This is a genomic window from Rhizobium sp. NLR22b, assembly GCF_019685295.1.
Lineage (GTDB): Bacteria > Pseudomonadota > Alphaproteobacteria > Rhizobiales > Rhizobiaceae > Rhizobium.
The window spans coordinates 56,161-70,242 of record NZ_JABDWM010000004.1; the positions used below are offsets into that span (position 1 = coordinate 56,161).

Annotated in this window: 17 protein-coding genes and 1 pseudogene; 5 read left to right on the plus strand and 13 right to left on the minus strand. The window is 60.6% G+C overall.

Going from position 1 to position 14,082, the window contains the following annotated elements:
- Positions 1 to 30: 30 nt before the first annotated feature.
- The gene (locus HJC00_RS08320; protein WP_221163845.1) at positions 31 to 462 is read left to right on the plus strand and encodes a hypothetical protein; all 432 of its coding nucleotides are present in this window, start codon (positions 31 to 33) and stop codon (positions 460 to 462) included.
- 6 nt (positions 463 to 468) lie between these two features.
- Here HJC00_RS08320 and HJC00_RS08325 read toward each other — a convergent pair whose 3' ends face one another.
- The 4 genes from HJC00_RS08325 to HJC00_RS08340 form a co-directional block, all read right to left on the minus strand.
- Complete coding sequence (locus tag HJC00_RS08325; protein ID WP_210632977.1) at positions 469 to 1,110, minus strand: LysE family translocator; 642 nt, start codon at positions 1,108 to 1,110, stop codon at positions 469 to 471.
- Between the two features lie 252 nt (positions 1,111 to 1,362).
- Positions 1,363 to 1,821: a cupin domain-containing protein gene (locus HJC00_RS08330; RefSeq protein ID WP_210632978.1), complete on the minus strand. Its 459-nt coding sequence runs from the start codon at positions 1,819 to 1,821 to the stop codon at positions 1,363 to 1,365.
- Between the two features lie 44 nt (positions 1,822 to 1,865).
- Positions 1,866 to 2,480: a TetR/AcrR family transcriptional regulator gene (locus HJC00_RS08335; RefSeq protein ID WP_311044164.1), complete on the minus strand. Its 615-nt coding sequence runs from the start codon at positions 2,478 to 2,480 to the stop codon at positions 1,866 to 1,868.
- Between the two features lie 256 nt (positions 2,481 to 2,736).
- Complete coding sequence (locus tag HJC00_RS08340) at positions 2,737 to 3,960, minus strand: argininosuccinate synthase (RefSeq protein WP_210632980.1); 1,224 nt, start codon at positions 3,958 to 3,960, stop codon at positions 2,737 to 2,739.
- Between the two features lie 177 nt (positions 3,961 to 4,137).
- Here HJC00_RS08340 and HJC00_RS08345 point away from each other — a divergent pair, with 177 nt between their 5' ends.
- Both HJC00_RS08345 and HJC00_RS08350 read left to right on the plus strand, forming a co-directional pair.
- On the plus strand, positions 4,138 to 4,989 hold the full coding sequence (locus HJC00_RS08345; protein WP_221154741.1) for an SDR family NAD(P)-dependent oxidoreductase: 852 nt from the start codon (positions 4,138 to 4,140) through the stop codon (positions 4,987 to 4,989).
- 85 nt (positions 4,990 to 5,074) lie between these two features.
- Positions 5,075 to 5,716: a LysE family translocator gene (locus HJC00_RS08350; RefSeq protein WP_221122929.1), complete on the plus strand. Its 642-nt coding sequence runs from the start codon at positions 5,075 to 5,077 to the stop codon at positions 5,714 to 5,716.
- A 25-nt stretch (positions 5,717 to 5,741) separates the two neighbouring features.
- On the opposite strand, the gene HJC00_RS08355 is transcribed toward HJC00_RS08350, so the two are convergent.
- The 5 genes from HJC00_RS08355 to HJC00_RS08375 form a co-directional block, all read right to left on the minus strand.
- Positions 5,742 to 6,536 carry an ABC transporter ATP-binding protein gene (locus HJC00_RS08355; protein WP_221122928.1) on the minus strand — a complete coding sequence of 265 codons (795 nt, stop codon included), beginning with the start codon at positions 6,534 to 6,536 and terminating at the stop codon, positions 5,742 to 5,744.
- Complete coding sequence (locus HJC00_RS08360; protein WP_210632984.1) at positions 6,533 to 7,411, minus strand: ABC transporter permease; 879 nt, start codon at positions 7,409 to 7,411, stop codon at positions 6,533 to 6,535. The genes HJC00_RS08355 and HJC00_RS08360 overlap by 4 nt, the downstream gene beginning before the upstream one ends.
- A 120-nt stretch (positions 7,412 to 7,531) precedes the next feature.
- Complete coding sequence (locus HJC00_RS08365) at positions 7,532 to 8,485, minus strand: ABC transporter substrate-binding protein (RefSeq protein WP_210632985.1); 954 nt, start codon at positions 8,483 to 8,485, stop codon at positions 7,532 to 7,534.
- A 93-nt stretch (positions 8,486 to 8,578) separates the two neighbouring features.
- Positions 8,579 to 9,808: a 23S rRNA (adenine(2503)-C(2))-methyltransferase RlmN gene (gene rlmN / locus HJC00_RS08370; protein WP_210632986.1), complete on the minus strand. Its 1,230-nt coding sequence runs from the start codon at positions 9,806 to 9,808 to the stop codon at positions 8,579 to 8,581.
- 302 nt (positions 9,809 to 10,110) lie between these two features.
- A complete protein-coding gene (locus tag HJC00_RS08375; RefSeq protein ID WP_064805485.1) occupies positions 10,111 to 10,620 on the minus strand; it encodes an invasion associated locus B family protein in 510 nt (169 codons plus the stop codon).
- A gap of 336 nt (positions 10,621 to 10,956) precedes the next feature.
- On the opposite strand from HJC00_RS08375, the gene HJC00_RS08380 reads away from it, so the two are divergent.
- Positions 10,957 to 11,517: a sigma-70 family RNA polymerase sigma factor gene (locus HJC00_RS08380; protein ID WP_210632987.1), complete on the plus strand. Its 561-nt coding sequence runs from the start codon at positions 10,957 to 10,959 to the stop codon at positions 11,515 to 11,517.
- A gap of 15 nt (positions 11,518 to 11,532) precedes the next feature.
- Here the strand turns inward: HJC00_RS08380 and HJC00_RS08385 are convergent, their stop codons facing one another.
- Both HJC00_RS08385 and HJC00_RS08390 read right to left on the minus strand, forming a co-directional pair.
- The gene (locus HJC00_RS08385) at positions 11,533 to 11,925 is read right to left on the minus strand and encodes a YkvA family protein (protein ID WP_221163846.1); all 393 of its coding nucleotides are present in this window, start codon (positions 11,923 to 11,925) and stop codon (positions 11,533 to 11,535) included.
- Between the two features lie 66 nt (positions 11,926 to 11,991).
- A complete protein-coding gene (locus HJC00_RS08390) occupies positions 11,992 to 12,297 on the minus strand; it encodes a 4a-hydroxytetrahydrobiopterin dehydratase (protein ID WP_210632989.1) in 306 nt (101 codons plus the stop codon).
- 33 nt (positions 12,298 to 12,330) lie between these two features.
- Between HJC00_RS08390 and HJC00_RS32390 the strand changes: the two are divergent.
- Positions 12,331 to 12,830: pseudogene (locus HJC00_RS32390) on the plus strand (low molecular weight protein-tyrosine-phosphatase).
- Here HJC00_RS32390 and thpR read toward each other — a convergent pair.
- Together thpR and HJC00_RS08410 are read right to left on the minus strand one after the other, a co-directional pair.
- Positions 12,737 to 13,330, minus strand: coding sequence for an RNA 2',3'-cyclic phosphodiesterase (thpR, locus tag HJC00_RS08405; protein WP_210632991.1), 594 nt, complete (start codon positions 13,328 to 13,330; stop codon positions 12,737 to 12,739). The pseudogene HJC00_RS32390 and the gene thpR overlap by 94 nt on opposite strands.
- A gap of 68 nt (positions 13,331 to 13,398) precedes the next feature.
- Positions 13,399 to 14,043 carry an arylesterase gene (locus HJC00_RS08410; RefSeq protein WP_221154744.1) on the minus strand — a complete coding sequence of 215 codons (645 nt, stop codon included), beginning with the start codon at positions 14,041 to 14,043 and terminating at the stop codon, positions 13,399 to 13,401.
- Positions 14,044 to 14,082 lie beyond the last annotated feature (39 nt).

A 14,082-nucleotide genomic window follows, 5' to 3' on the forward strand; every position in this document is an offset into this window, starting at 1 on the left:
GGTGATCTTTCCTGCCAGGGGACATGCGCCATGGAAATTTTTTCCCTGCGGTCTTCTCAGAGTTTGCTATTTAAAAACAACCCTAATAACGCAGGAAATTCGAAGACAGCCGATATTCAAATCGAGACCAAGGCTCCGGCTCCGGTCTCGTTCCACATCGAAGATAATCTCGACCAAGGGCCGGATTTCACCGCGGTCAGCCCCGGCGAGCTGCGCAACTACGCCCGCCAAAGCTTCGATAGCGGCCTGATCGACCAGAACACTTACGCCGCGATTTCGGAACCGCTGCCGATGCATGCGATCGATCCGCTAGGCAATATCATCGATCTCTCCGGCGTCACCGACGGCACGAGTTTCAATTTCCTCGATTATTACAAGAACCAGCTGCAGGTCGCCATGTCGATCGGCGATCCTCATGAGGTTCAGACGCTGAAATCGATCGTCAGTTTCTTGAATGCATGATCGCAGTTAGGCCTTGCGCCAACCGATGAGACCGGGCGTGGCGTGCCATAGCGCCTGGGCGGCAAAGCCCATGAACAGGACGCCGGACGAGCGCACGATCAGCCGCTCATGGGCGCGATAGAAGCGCCGCACCGCACCCGCGCCAATGACGCCGATCAGGATGATGTCGGCGGTCACGAAACCCAGGAAGGACACAGCGAGAAGCACCGGCAGCGCCTCGAAATCGAGTGCACCGGCCGAGCCCGCGACCAGCGCCGTGAAGGTGGCAAGCGCCACCGGGTACCCCTTCGGGTTGGTGACCCCGAAAATCAGGCCACGCCGGAACGGCCGCTCGATCACGACAAGCGCCTGCCCATCCGCTTTTGGCTTGGCATTGACGGCGCCCCAGCCGATCCAGGCGAGGTAGAAACCGCAGGCGAGCCCGAGCAGATCGAAGACGAAGGTTCCGATCGTCTTGGCGCCGACGATCGCAATCAGCGCCAGCGACGACCAGATGAGATCCCCGACCAGATGCCCCATCATGAACAAGGCGCCGGCCTTGCGCCCCTGCCCGGCGCCGATGCCGAGCAGTTGCAGAAAGGCGGGGCCTGGTATGAGCACATAGAACAGCGCCGCCAGAAAGGCGCCGAAGAGCAGGGACTGCGTCATGGACATGCTCCGAAGAATGACCGGAGCAGACTAAGCGATGGCAGGCATCCGTCAAGGGCGATGACACGGCCATGAAAAGGTCAGAGCGGTTCTGCGCTCCGTGAGAAGCTGAACCGCTCCAATCGCAATCTGCATGTCGTCATCACCGTCCGGTTGGCATCGGCCGGGCTCGAGCCCGGCGCCGCGTCCGGGGCGCTTCCGCAACGGGTCGCCGTCGGCCGGGCGACGGATGCGACGTCGCCCGGTCACCCATCAGGTGCCCAGGACCTCAATTCCGTGCCTCTGGCACGCCGCCAATACCGCGCCGATTTCCTCCGCCGAAGGGGGGCCATCCGGCGGAACTTCGCTCTGGCCGATGTCGCGGAAGAAGTGGCTCATCGAATCTTCCACGACTGCGATCATCTGGGCGGGAAGGCTTCCGGTGTTGGCATAATTGTGCGGCTGGAAGGACCGCAGGGTGAGAACGTCGCCGGTCCGCGCGACCATCTGCGAGGGAGGTACGCTGTCGAACACCGTGAAAGTGATCTCACCGCTCAGGACCCGGAATATCTCCACGGATTCGTGCTTGTGCGGCGGCGTACCGGAACCGGGAGGCACGGTCACCTCCAGGATCGACAAGCCCTTCTCCGGCACTTCGCCCATGAACTGCACCTTGTCGCGAATGACCCAAAGGACGTCCGCGGTCTCTCGTGTCTTGAATGCTTGATCCATTATCGGCTCCATCGTCGGGCCGGCTCTTGCCGGCATGTGTGTGATCAGTTCTCGTCAGTCTCGGCAGCCTTCAACAGCGCCTGCATCGCCCAGGACGCGACCTGTCCCGCGTCCTTCCCCGTCAATCCGCCGTAGTCTTTAAGCGTTTCCCAGGCGCTGGCGCTGTAGAGAAGGTGGAAGAGCGCCTCGACCTTGCGGGCGCTCTTGGAATTTATATCCAGATTGGCGTCTTCGAGGCACGTCCGGAACGCAACGCGCCGTGTCTTGACCGTCCGCATCCGCATGGCGTGACCCGTGGGCGTATGAAGGCTGGCGCGAATGATACCTTCGTTCTTGTCGAACTGCGGAAAGGCGTCGAGGGGCGAGCGAAGAAGCTCCTCCAGGGTCGTTGGCAGGGTCGCCGCATTCATGTTCTGGTTAATGTAGACCCAGAACGCGTCGAACAGCGCTTCCTTCGTTGCAAAATGCCGAAACACCGTTCGCCTCTCCACTCCGGCAGACCGCGCAACATCGTCCATGGAAATGTCCGCGAACGCATTGCCGTTGAGAAGGTCTGAGGTGGCGCGCAGGATGCGCTCCCGTGTTTCCTGGGCCTGCGATTCCCGTAAGGGGGAACTGTACTTTCGTGTGGGCGACTGTTGGGACATTATGTCTCTCATGATGTATTAATGTCGCTGCTAGTGACACCATTTTACGATCATGTCAACTGGAGTTGTTGACCGTTGGCGGAGAGGGTATCGGCAAGACCTGGACGCAGGCGATGGCGCGCGAACAGCGACGATTGATGAGCGTCGTTGGGGCAATCCGGTCATCTTGGATGCCCCGAGAGGTATTGGCGCGCTTGCCACTCATTCAATAAAAAGCCCGCGCGGCGATGCCGGCGGGCCGATGTCCGTCCGAAGACGAATTCCGCGATTACTTCGCGAGGTTGCGCTTTCCGAGCGTGCGCAGGCGCAGTGCGTTGAGCTTGATGAAGCCGGCCGCGTCCTTCTGATCGTAGGCGCCCTGGTCGTCCTCGAAAGTGACGAGCTTGTCGGAGTAGAGGGACTTTTCGCTCTCGCGGCCGATGACCATGACGTTGCCCTTGTAGAGCTTCAGCGTCACTTCGCCTTCGACATGCTCCTGGCTCTTGTCGATCAGCGCTTGCAGCATCTCGCGCTCCGGCGAGAACCAGAAACCGTAATAGATCAGCTCGGCGTAACGCGGCATGATCTCATCCTTGAGATGGGCGGCACCCCGGTCGAGCGTAATCGATTCAATAGCGCGATGCGCAGAGAGCAGGATCGTGCCGCCGGGCGTTTCGTAAACGCCGCGCGACTTCATGCCGACGAAGCGGTTCTCGACGAGATCGAGACGGCCGATGCCGTTGTCGCGGCCGTAGGTGTTGAGCGTGGCGAGCAGCGTCGCCGGCGACATCTCGACACCGTTGATCGACACGGCATCGCCCTTGCGGAAGCCGACCTTGATTGTCGTCGCCTTGTCGGGCGCTGCTTCCGGGGAGATCGTGCGCATATGCACATATTCCGGCGCCTCCTGAGCAGGGTCCTCGAGAACCTTGCCCTCGGAAGATGAATGCAGAAGGTTGGCGTCGACGGAGAAGGGAGCTTCACCCTTCTTGTCCTTGGCGACCGGGATCTGGTGCTGTTCAGCAAAGGCCAGCAGCTCCGTGCGGCTCTTGAACGCCCAATCGCGCCAGGGCGCGATGATCTTGATGTCGGGGTTCAGGGCATAGGCGGAGAGCTCGAAGCGAACCTGATCGTTGCCCTTGCCGGTCGCGCCGTGGGCGATCGCATCGGCGCCGGTCTTATGGGCGATATCGATCAGATGCTTTGAGATCAGCGGACGGGCGATCGAGGTGCCGAGCAGATAGACGCCCTCGTAAACGGCGTTGGCACGGAACATCGGGAAGACGAAATCGCGGACGAATTCCTCGCGGACGTCCTCGATGTAGATCTCCTTGATGCCGAGCATCTCGGCCTTCTTGCGCGCCGGCTCCAGCTCCTCGCCCTGGCCGAGATCGGCGGTGAAGGTGACGACTTCGGCGCCGAGTTCCGTCTGCAGCCACTTCAGGATGATCGAGGTGTCGAGGCCGCCGGAATAGGCGAGCACGACTTTCTTCACGTCTTTGTATGATGCCATGATGATGAGGTCCGTTGCATAAGGCCGGCGAAAACCCGGTGTCGCGGCACTTTTAGCGAGATTGGCGCGTGACGCAAGGGCAAGTGCGATCGCTGAGGCGCCGATAGCGTTTGACACTGCGAAAGCGGCGCCCATATTCGGCTGCGTGCGAACAACGCTCGAGGAGGGGCTGTCCCCGTGACGAATATTCAAGACATTTTCAAGAAGTCCAATGTTGCCGTCATCACCGGCGGCGCTTCCGGCATCGGGCTTGCGGCGGCGAAGTACTTTGCCGGGCGCGGCATGAGCGTCGTCATCGCCGATCTCGGCGGCGACCGGCTGGCTAACGCCGCCGACGAACTCAAGGCCATTGCCGGCGAAGAGGATGTGATGGCGGTCGAGACCGACGTCGCCAGCCGCGACTCCCTGGAGGCGCTTGAACGCGCCGTGCTCCAGCGTTTTGGCCGCGTCCACGTGTTGATGAACAATGCCGGTATCGGTCCGGAAACCTCGATCTTCAGCCCGCAGGGCAATTGGGACCATATCCTCGCCGTCAACCTGATGGGCGTCGTCAACGGCACACGCGTCTTCGGGCCGAAGATGCTGTCCCATGGCGAGCCCGGCCTGATCATCAATACCGGCTCCAAGCAGGGCATCACCACGCCACCGGGCAATCCCGCCTACAATATCTCCAAGGCTGGCGTTAAAGTCTTTACCGAAGCGCTCGAACACGAGCTTCGCAACACCGCGGGGTCAAAAATCTCGGCGCACCTGCTGATCCCCGGCTTCGTCTTCACTGGCCTCACCAAGGGTGACCGCGCGGAAAAGCCGGCTGGCGCCTGGACACCGGAACAGACCGTCGACTTCATGGTCGAGAGCCTGGAACGCGGCGATTTCTATATCCTCTGCCCGGACAACGACGTCACCCGCCCGGTCGATGAACGCCGCATGGCCTGGGCGGCCGGCGACATCATCGAGAACCGCCCGCCGCTGTCGCGCTGGCACAAGGACTATGCCGACAAATTCAAGGCCTTCCTGGAGCAGAAGTGATCGTCGCCATCAGGAGGTTTGATTGGTAATTTTCTGAAAGCCGGATTAGAGATCGTCAGGTTTTTTCCGGCTTGCAGAGAGTGCCATGGATTTCGTGCCCAGCCTGCCAACACTTCTGGCCTTTGCCGCCGCGACGCTCCTCCTTGCCGCGACGCCCGGCCCCGACATGACGCTGTCGATCAGCCGCGCGCTGGCCCAAGGAAAGAAGTCTGCCCTCTTCGTCGTCGTCGGCACCAGCCTCGGCATCGTCGTCCACACCATGCTGGTCGCCTTCGGCATCTCGGCGCTGATCACTGCCTCACCAACGGCTTTCCTGATCCTGAAGACCGGCGGCGCGGCCTATCTGTTCTGGCTCGCAGTACAGGCGATCCGCTTCGGATCGAAACTTACGGTCGCCAAGGTCGAGACGCAGAAGGGGACCGCGTTTGCCAACATCTCATCCGGCTTCTGGGTCAATCTTCTAAACCCCAAGGTCATCATTTTCTTCATGACCTTCCTGCCGCAATTCGTCAGCGCCGGCGATCCCGCCGTTACGCAGAAACTGCTGTTTCTCGGATTTTGCTTCATCCTGATCGGCATGCCGGTCAATGCCAGCGTGATCCTCGCCGCCGATTGGCTGGCGTCCTGGCTGCAGAACAACAAGAAGGTTCTGCGCGGCATGGACTATACCTTCGCCGGCGTCTTCTCGGTCTTCGCCGCCAAAATCCTGCTCACCCAAGCGCGATAGGCCGCTATCGGCTTCGCCGATCGGCTCAGCCGATCAGCAAAGCGTCATCATCGAGTGTCTGGCCGCGCATCTTGCGGAACATGGCGATCAGATCTTCGACCTGCAGGTCCTTCCTGCTGTCACCCGCCACGTCGAGAACGATCTCGCCGCCATGAAGCATGATCGTGCGATGGCCGTAATCCAGCGCTTGGCGCATGGAATGCGTTACCATCATCGTCGTCAGCTTGCGCTCGGCAACGATCTTCTGCGTGAGGTCCATCACGAACTCAGCCATGCCGGGATCGAGCGCCGCCGTATGTTCGTCGAGCAGGAGCACCTCGGAGCCTGCAAGTGTCGCCATGACGAGCGACACGGCCTGCCGCTGCCCGCCCGAGAGCAGATCCATGCGATCCTTCAGCCGATTTTCCAGCCCGAGATTAAGCTCGGCGATCCGTTCCTTGAAATAGTCCCGACGTTTGCCGCCAAGCGCCGGCACAAGCCCGCGCTTTTCGCCGCGCCGGGCCGCCAGAGCAAGATTCTCTTCGATCGACAACGAGCCGCAGCTGCCAGTCAGCGGATCCTGGAAGACGCGCGCCACCAGGCCGGCGCGCGCTGCCGTCGATTTGCGCGTCACCTCGCTCTTGCCGATCAGCACCTGTCCCTCACTCGGGATGACATCGCCAGCGAGCACGCCGAGCAGCGTCGATTTGCCGGCGCCGTTGGAGCCGATGACGGTGACGAAGGAGCCTTGTTCGATGGTCAGGCTGACGCCGTTCAGAGCCTGCTTCTGCAGCGGCGTGCCGCGTCCGAAGACGACCTTGATATCCTTGACGCTGATCACGATGCGGCACCTCGGCGAAGACGGGGGAGAATGAGCGCGAAGGTGACGAGCACCGCCGTCACGAAATTGAGATCGGAGGCCTGCAGGCCGATGACGTCGCTCGACAGCGCCAGCTGGATGGCGATGCGATAGAGGATCGAGCCGAGCACGCAGCCGACGAGGGCGATCAGCAGGCCCCGGCGTCCGAGCAGCGTCTCGCCGATGATGACGGCGGCAAGACCGACGACGATCGTGCCGACGCCCGAAGTGACGTCGGCAAATCCGTTGGTTTGGGCAAACAAGGCGCCACCGAACGCCACCAGCGCGTTCGAGATCGCCATGCCGAGATAGATCTGCCGGCTGGTGTCGACGCCCTGGGCGCGGGCCATGCGGGCATTGGCGCCGGTGGCGCGCATCGCAAGCCCGGCATCGCTTTCGAGGAAGCGCCAGACAATGATCAGCGCGACAATAACCAGAACGCCGACGAAGAGCGGCCGCACGTAGAAATCACGCAGGCCATGGCCGAAAAACGGGCTGATCATCGTATCGGCATTGATGAGGGCGACGTTCGGTTTTCCCATCACCCGCAGATTGACCGAAAACAGCGCGATCATCGTCAGGATCGAGGCGAGCAGATTGAGGATCTTGAAGCGCACGTTGAGCAGCGCCGTCACCATGCCGGCCGCCGCACCCGCCGCCATCGCAATCAGCGCCGCGAGCCAGGCATTGACGCCGGCAATGATCAGCACCGCGGTAACCGCCGCACCGAGCGGAAAGGAACCGTCTACCGTGAGGTCAGGAAAATCGAGGACGCGGAAGGCGAGATAGACGCCGAGGGCGACGAAGGAATAGACCAGGCCGAGCTCGACGGCCCCCCAGAATGCGATTTGGCTCAAGGCTTTCAGCCCCTTTTGTTTTCGTTCCGCCCGTCGCGAAACCGCAGCCTTTTAATACTTCAGCCGCCCCCGTGCAAACGGGAGCGGCTGAATGTGAATGGTTGATGCGACGATGAGCGCTTATTCGATGACCTTGTTGGCGCGTGAAAGCACGCTCTCGGGCAGGGTGACGCCCATCTTGGCCGCAGCCGCCTTGTTGACGACGAGATCGCTGCCGGCGGCGGTCTTGACCGCGATGTCGCCCGGGTTTTCGCCCTTCAGGACGCGCACGACGATCTCGCCCGTCTGCTTGCCGACGTCGTAATAATTGAAGCCGAGCGCGGCGATCGAACCGCGCGAAACCGAATCCGTATCAGCGGTGAAGAGCGGCAACTTGCTCTCTTCGGCAACCGCAACGGCGCCCTCGAGCGCGGAGATGATCGTGTTGTCGGTCGGAATATAGATGGCATCGGCGCGGCCGACGAGGGCGCGGGCGGCACCCTGAACCTCGGCCGATTTGGTCGCGGCCGATTCGACCACCGTCAGGCCGGCCTTTTCGGCTTCGGCCTTCAGCACGGCGAGCAGCGAAACCGAATTCGCCTCGCCGGAGTTGTAGAGATAGCCGATCGTCTTCACCTTCGGCAGGATTTCCTTGATCAGCGCCAGGTGCTCGCCGACGGGCGACATGTCGGAAAGGCCGGTGACGTTGCCGCCCGGCTTGTCCATGTTCTTGACGAGCTGGGCGCCGAGCGGATCGGAGACGGCCGTGAAGACGACAGGAATGTCGCGCGTCGCCGAGACGACGGCCTGGGCCGACGGCGTGGAAATGGGGACGATCACGTTGGGCTCGTCGCCGGCGAACTGACGGGCAATCTGGGCTGCCGTCGCCGGATTGCCCTGCGCCGATTCGAACATGAATTTCAGGTTCTCGCCTTCCTTGTAGCCCGCCGACATCAGCACGTCGAGAACGCCCTTGCGGGCGGCATCGAGCGCGGGATGCTCGACGATCGCAGTGACGGCAACGGTCACATTATCGGCCTTGGCGGGCAGGGAAAGGGCCAAAGTGGCGGCAAGAGCGAGCAAAATCGGGCGCATGGATGTCCTCCTGAATGATTTTGGCGGCACTATTAGGAAAAGCGCATGCTTAAATCAATGCAGGAGAATTGTAGCGAGGATCAAACTTGCTGATCAGTCGTCGGCGCCGTGATTGGCGATCATCATTGCCTCGAAGGCCAGGCGCTCGGTCTTGCGCATGCGTTCGGATTCCGATTTCAGCTGGCCGCAGGCGGCAAGGATGTCGCGGCCGCGCGGTGTGCGGATCGGCGAAGCGTAACCGGCCGAATTGATGAAATCGGCGAACTTTTCGATCTGCTCCCAATCCGAACACTGGTAGTTGGTGCCGGGCCAGGGATTGAACGGAATGAGGTTGATCTTCGCCGGCACGCCTTTCAGGAGCTTGATCAAACCCTTCGCGTCTTCGAGGCTGTCGTTGACGTCCTTCAGCATCACATATTCGAAGGTGATGCGCCGGGCATTGGAAAGGCCCGGATAGGCCTTGCAGGCGTCGATCAGTTCCTTCAGCGGGTACTTCTTGTTGATCGGCACCAGAATATCGCGCAGGTCGTCGCGCACCGCATGCAGCGAGATCGCCAGCATGACGCCGATCTCCTCGCCGGTGCGGAAGATCTCCGGCACGACGCCGGAGGTGGAAAGCGTCACGCGGCGTTTGGACAGCGACAGGCCGTCGCCATCCGTGGCGATCAGCAGCGCTTGCTTGACGCTGTCGAAATTATAGAGCGGCTCGCCCATGCCCATCATGACGATATTGCTGACCTTGCGGCCCTCGGCAGGCATGATCGTGCCTTGCGGCGCTTCACGATCCGGGAAGTCGCCGAGCCGGTCGCGAGCGAGCAGCAACTGCGACAGAATTTCCTCCGCCGTCAGGTTGCGCACCAGGCGCTGTGTACCGGTATGACAGAAGGAACAGGTCAGCGTGCAGCCGACCTGGCTTGAGATGCAGAGCGTGCCGCGGCCCTCTTCCGGAATGTAGACGGCCTCGATCTCGACCGGGCGGCCCGCGCCCCGCGCGGGAAAACGCAGCAGCCATTTGCGCGTGCCGTCGTTCGAGACCTGCTCCTCGACGATTTCCGGACGCGCGATGGTGAAATGCGTCTTCAGCATTTCACGCAGATCCTTGGCGATATTGGTCATATAGTCGAAATCGGAGACGCCGCGCACATAGATCCAATTCCAGAGCTGCGAGACGCGCATCTTGATCTGCTTTTCGGGCACGCCTTTTTCCCGGAGCGCCGCCGCCATTTCCTCCCGGGAGAGCCCGATCAACGACGGCTTCTCGGCGCCGGAAGACGGGCGCGCGGCCTGAGGTTTGTTGATGACGATCGCATCCATGACGGACATAGGCTTCTGACCCCGAATTCGAACACGTAACCGTTCCGCAAGCCGCGGACTTCGGGATCTGATCCGGAAGACTTGCGGAGGCATGACGGCACATTGGCAGAAATTGATGGCGGACGGCGACTGATATCGCGATCTGTCCGCTGTTTGCGCGGCCTTTAGCATTATTTTGCCCGCGCGTCACTAATGCATGTCGCCCAAAAGTGTGAAGCGGTTTTGGAAAAACGACATGCATACAGCAGAGACCTAAACGGCAAGAGCCGGCACAAGGCCGGCTCTTGAAACTTTGTGACTGAAAGTCCCGCTTACTTGCAGCTTTCGATCTGCTTGAGCGCAGCCGAGATGCCCGACAGCGAATAGCTGTAGGACGTGCCGGTGCCTTTGCGCGAAACCGCATTGACGGTCATCGAATGGCCGGTCTTCATCGCCGCGACGAGGGCCGGCTCCTGGGCAGCATTCTCGACCCAGCCCGCCTTGTCCTTGGTAAACATGACGAAGGTCTTGTTGTCGATGACGACATTGATCTTCGAATTTTCCTTCACCGTGTAGCCCATCATCGCCTGCGGCTCGTAGGAGATGTTCTGGCCGGGCCGCTGCGAAACGATGAAGAAATTGTCGCCATGGTCGACGCTTGCTGGCTGCTTTGCCGTTGGAACGGACAGCACGTAGCACACGGTGCTATTGCCCGACTTATAGGAATAGGCGCCCCATGCCTGGAACTGCTGAATGCGGGTCGGCGCGGCCTGCTGCGCTGCCGCCACTCCGGCCATTGTCAGGGTGAGGGCGAGGGCGGATACGATACTTCTTACAAACATGGATTCCTGCCGGTTCTTGCGATTCAAGGCCCGAAGCGATCATAGCGGGCGCCGCATAATCACGATCTGCTTTATTTTGACTTAATTCAGGTTACCAAATGGTCAACAATAGCTGCGATTTGTATGTGCCTGTGTCATTTCAGCTCGACTACCACCTTTGCCCCTTGCCGAAATCGGCTGCGATGCCGGTGCGCCGATGGCACCGACTGGCCGTTCGGCTGAACTTAAGACACAAAGATTCAGGCAACAGTTTGACCTTTCAAAAATCCGCTGTACCTCATTAAGACTTTGGAAATCCGGGACGAAATTTTCGCCGCAGGGGGCTGGTGAGACGACATGGATGCCGAGGAAAGACAGCGTTTCGCTGCCCTCGCAAAGGCCGTCGCGGATGATCGCGACCAGCAGGCCTTTTCTATCCTGTTCGACTATTTCGCGCCGCGCCTGAAGAGCTGGCTGATGCGCCAGAAGATGACATCAGGCGAGGCCGAAGAGCTGGTCCAGGAGATCATGATCGTGCTCTGGCACAAGGCCTATCTCTACGATGCGACGCGATCTTCTCTGTCGACCTGGCTGTTTCGCATCGCCCGCAACCGCCGCATCGATCTGCGGCGCCGCACCAGCACCCGCACTTTCGACGAAACGGACCCGACCCTGCTGCCACCGGCTGAGATCGGTGCCGATGAAATCATCGCCAATGGCGATCGCGATGCCAAGCTGCGCGCCGCTGTCGAGCAACTGTCCGAAGAACAGCGCGATATGCTGCGTGCAGCCTTCTTTCTCGGCCAATCGCATTCTGAGATAGCCGAAGCGACCGGGCTGCCGCTCGGCACGGTGAAATCACGTATTCGGCTTGCGTTTGGAAAGCTTCGCAAGATGCTCGAGCAGGAACTCAGGTGAACCGCGCCGCGGCCTTCAAATCGTTTTCATCGTGTCCGCAGGCCGGTCGGCAAGGACGCGGTCCGCTGCGTCGTAATGGCTCGGCCGGATATGACCGCGCACCATGGCGAAGGCGGCGGAAAGCACGGCGATGTCGTCAGAAAAGCCGATAACAGCGAAAATATCCGGGATCATGTCTATCGGCATGACGAAGTATGCCAGCGCGGCCAGCAGCACGCCGCGCACCTTGGTCGGCGTCTGCGGATCCAGCGCACAGTAGAAACCGGCGACGACGTCGCGCGAGAAGGGAATCTGGCGCACGGCCCGGCGGAAGGTCGGCCAGAACTTCTGCCGTACGGTTTCCTCCCGCCGGCTCTGGGTGTCCTCGTCGCCCGGCAGCAGGATTTCCCCGAATTTGACCTCGTCCATTCCTGACATCCTTTCGTCCATGCGAACATATGGTGATGGCGCTTCGGCTTTCAATCAGCGCTCGTTTCAAACGGCACCGCGTGCCGCCGCCTTGTCCATCGCCCTGGCGAGCTTGAAATCCAGTTCCGTCAGCCCGCCGGCATCATGCGTGTTCAGCGTCACATCCACCCGGGAATAGACGTTGAACCATTCGGGATGGTGGTTGAGTTTCTCGGCCGTAATCGCTGCCTGCGTCATGAAGCCGAAGGCCTCGATGAAATTTGAAAACTTGAACGTTTTCGAGATTGAAGAGGCCGCATCGTTGAGCGCCCAGCCTGAAAGCTCAGCCAGTCGTGCCTCGGCCGCCGCCCGTTCCAGTCTTTCCTGTTTCATGCCATGGTCCTCTCATCTGTCAGCAGGTCACTGATGAAAGACATCAGCATCCTTTTCGTTTGCATGGGCAATATATGCCGTTCTCCGCTTGCGGAGGGAATTTTTACCCACCTTGCCGCCGAGGCGAGGCTGACCGATCGTTTCACGATCGATTCCGCCGGCACCGGCGGCTGAGATGAAGGTGAACCGCCCGACTGCCGTTCGATCGCTGTTGCCCGCAACCATGGCATCGACATAGCAGGGCAACGCGCCCGGCGCATCCGTTCGATCGATTTCGTCAGTGTCGATCTGATCGTCGCCATGGACCGCGACAATGTTGCGGAACTCAACAGGATCGCCCCTCCCGAGGCGAACATCCAGCTGTTCGGCGATATCGCGCTGGGAACGGGGAGGACATTGCCGACCCCTATGATGGCGGTCCGGAAGGTTTCGAGCTGCTCTATACCAAGCTCTTGACCGGCTGCAGCAGCCTGCTCGAAACGCTGGTCCCCGAACGTACTTCGTGCAGCGGGAACACTTCCTCGGTGAGATAGGGCCCGCCGCCGACCGATTCGCGCGATGAAAGCAGCACGAAACGCGGCGCCGTGAAGGTCGCGGTGTGGAAGTTGCCACGCCCACTCAGATATTGCACGACATCGTCGAGCCGCGAGGATTTCAGCCGGGCCAGCGTCACGTGCGGCGTGAATTTGCGCGGATCCGGCGGCAGGCCGATGCGCTGGCAGATCCGTTCGATCTCAGCCTGCAGGGCGTACATCTCAGGCGACTGAGAAACGCCCGCCCAGACCGAATGCGGCTTCTTCGAGCCGAAGGACCCGATGCCTTCGAGCCGGAACTGAAATTCCGGCCGATCGATCCGGTCGAGGCGTTCAACGATTTCATCGGCCGTTCGGCCGTCGACATCACCGATGAAGCGCAGCGTGATATGGTAATTTTCCACATCGATCCATCGTGCTCCGGGGAGGCCACCGCGCAGCAATGAAAGGCTCATTGCCGCATTGCGCGGAATTTCGAGGGCGGTAAACAGTCTCGGCATAACGAGCACTCCCCGAATCTTTTGCAGGTGCTTACACGGAATCACGCAATCAATGGCCGTGCAAGCCCCTAATTCTTCACAGAAGAAATCGTATCGATGAAATTTGTGACATCAGCTTCCATTTTCTCGACCATGACGTCGACACCTCTCGCGTTTGGATGCATGCCGTCATCGAGCTTCAGCCCCGCATCGAGCGCAACCCCGTCGAGGAAGAAGGCATAAAGTGGAACTCCATATTTGTCGGAAAGTTTCCGATAAATCGGATTGAAGCGCGCCGCATAATCCGCTCCCATGTTCGGCGGCGCCATCATGCCGACAAGCAGCACCGCTATGCCGCGCGCCTTGAGCCGGGCGATCATCTGATCGAGGTTTTTCTCGCTCTCTTCCGGCGGAATACCGCGCAGCGCATCATTGGCGCCGAGCTCGAGGATAACGCCATCGGTGCCGTCGGGGACCGACCAGTCGACCCGGGCAAGCCCACCTGTCGTGGTATCGCCCGAAACCCCGGCATTGGCAATGGAAACGTCGAGCCCCTTGGCCTTCAAAGCCGCCTGCAGCTTTTCCGGAAAGCCCTCGCCGGGCGGCAGCTGATAACCCGCCATCAGGCTGTCCCCGAATCCGACGAGATTGATCGTCCGCGCATTGACTCCAACGGCAAAGATCAGCGACACCGCGATGACGGTGAATTGAAGCGCGGCAACTTTAAATCTCATTCTGGCTTCCCTAGATTGGCGAGGTGCCGTGATGCGGCC

Excerpts from the sequence above, each read along its gene's own strand:
- HJC00_RS08335 (WP_311044164.1), bottom strand. The coding sequence starts at position 2,480 with ATGAGAGACATAATGTCCCAACAGTCGCCCACACGAAAGTACAGTTCC.
- thpR (WP_210632991.1), bottom strand. The coding sequence starts at position 13,330 with ATGCCGAGACTGTTTACCGCCCTCGAAATTCCGCGCAATGCGGCAATG.
- HJC00_RS08385 (WP_221163846.1), bottom strand. The coding sequence starts at position 11,925 with ATGGACGAGGTCAAATTCGGGGAAATCCTGCTGCCGGGCGACGAGGAC.
- HJC00_RS08380 (WP_210632987.1), top strand. The coding sequence starts at position 10,957 with ATGGATGCCGAGGAAAGACAGCGTTTCGCTGCCCTCGCAAAGGCCGTC.
- HJC00_RS08365 (WP_210632985.1), bottom strand. The coding sequence starts at position 8,485 with ATGCGCCCGATTTTGCTCGCTCTTGCCGCCACTTTGGCCCTTTCCCTG.
- rlmN (WP_210632986.1), bottom strand. The coding sequence starts at position 9,808 with ATGTCCGTCATGGATGCGATCGTCATCAACAAACCTCAGGCCGCGCGC.
- HJC00_RS08350 (WP_221122929.1), top strand. The coding sequence starts at position 5,075 with ATGGATTTCGTGCCCAGCCTGCCAACACTTCTGGCCTTTGCCGCCGCG.
- HJC00_RS08410 (WP_221154744.1), bottom strand. The coding sequence starts at position 14,043 with ATGAGATTTAAAGTTGCCGCGCTTCAATTCACCGTCATCGCGGTGTCG.
- HJC00_RS08325 (WP_210632977.1), bottom strand. The coding sequence starts at position 1,110 with ATGACGCAGTCCCTGCTCTTCGGCGCCTTTCTGGCGGCGCTGTTCTAT.
- HJC00_RS08330 (WP_210632978.1), bottom strand. The coding sequence starts at position 1,821 with ATGGATCAAGCATTCAAGACACGAGAGACCGCGGACGTCCTTTGGGTC.
- HJC00_RS08320 (WP_221163845.1), top strand. The coding sequence starts at position 31 with ATGGAAATTTTTTCCCTGCGGTCTTCTCAGAGTTTGCTATTTAAAAAC.
- HJC00_RS08375 (WP_064805485.1), bottom strand. The coding sequence starts at position 10,620 with ATGTTTGTAAGAAGTATCGTATCCGCCCTCGCCCTCACCCTGACAATG.
- HJC00_RS08390 (WP_210632989.1), bottom strand. The coding sequence starts at position 12,297 with ATGAAACAGGAAAGACTGGAACGGGCGGCGGCCGAGGCACGACTGGCT.
- HJC00_RS08340 (WP_210632980.1), bottom strand. The coding sequence starts at position 3,960 with ATGGCATCATACAAAGACGTGAAGAAAGTCGTGCTCGCCTATTCCGGC.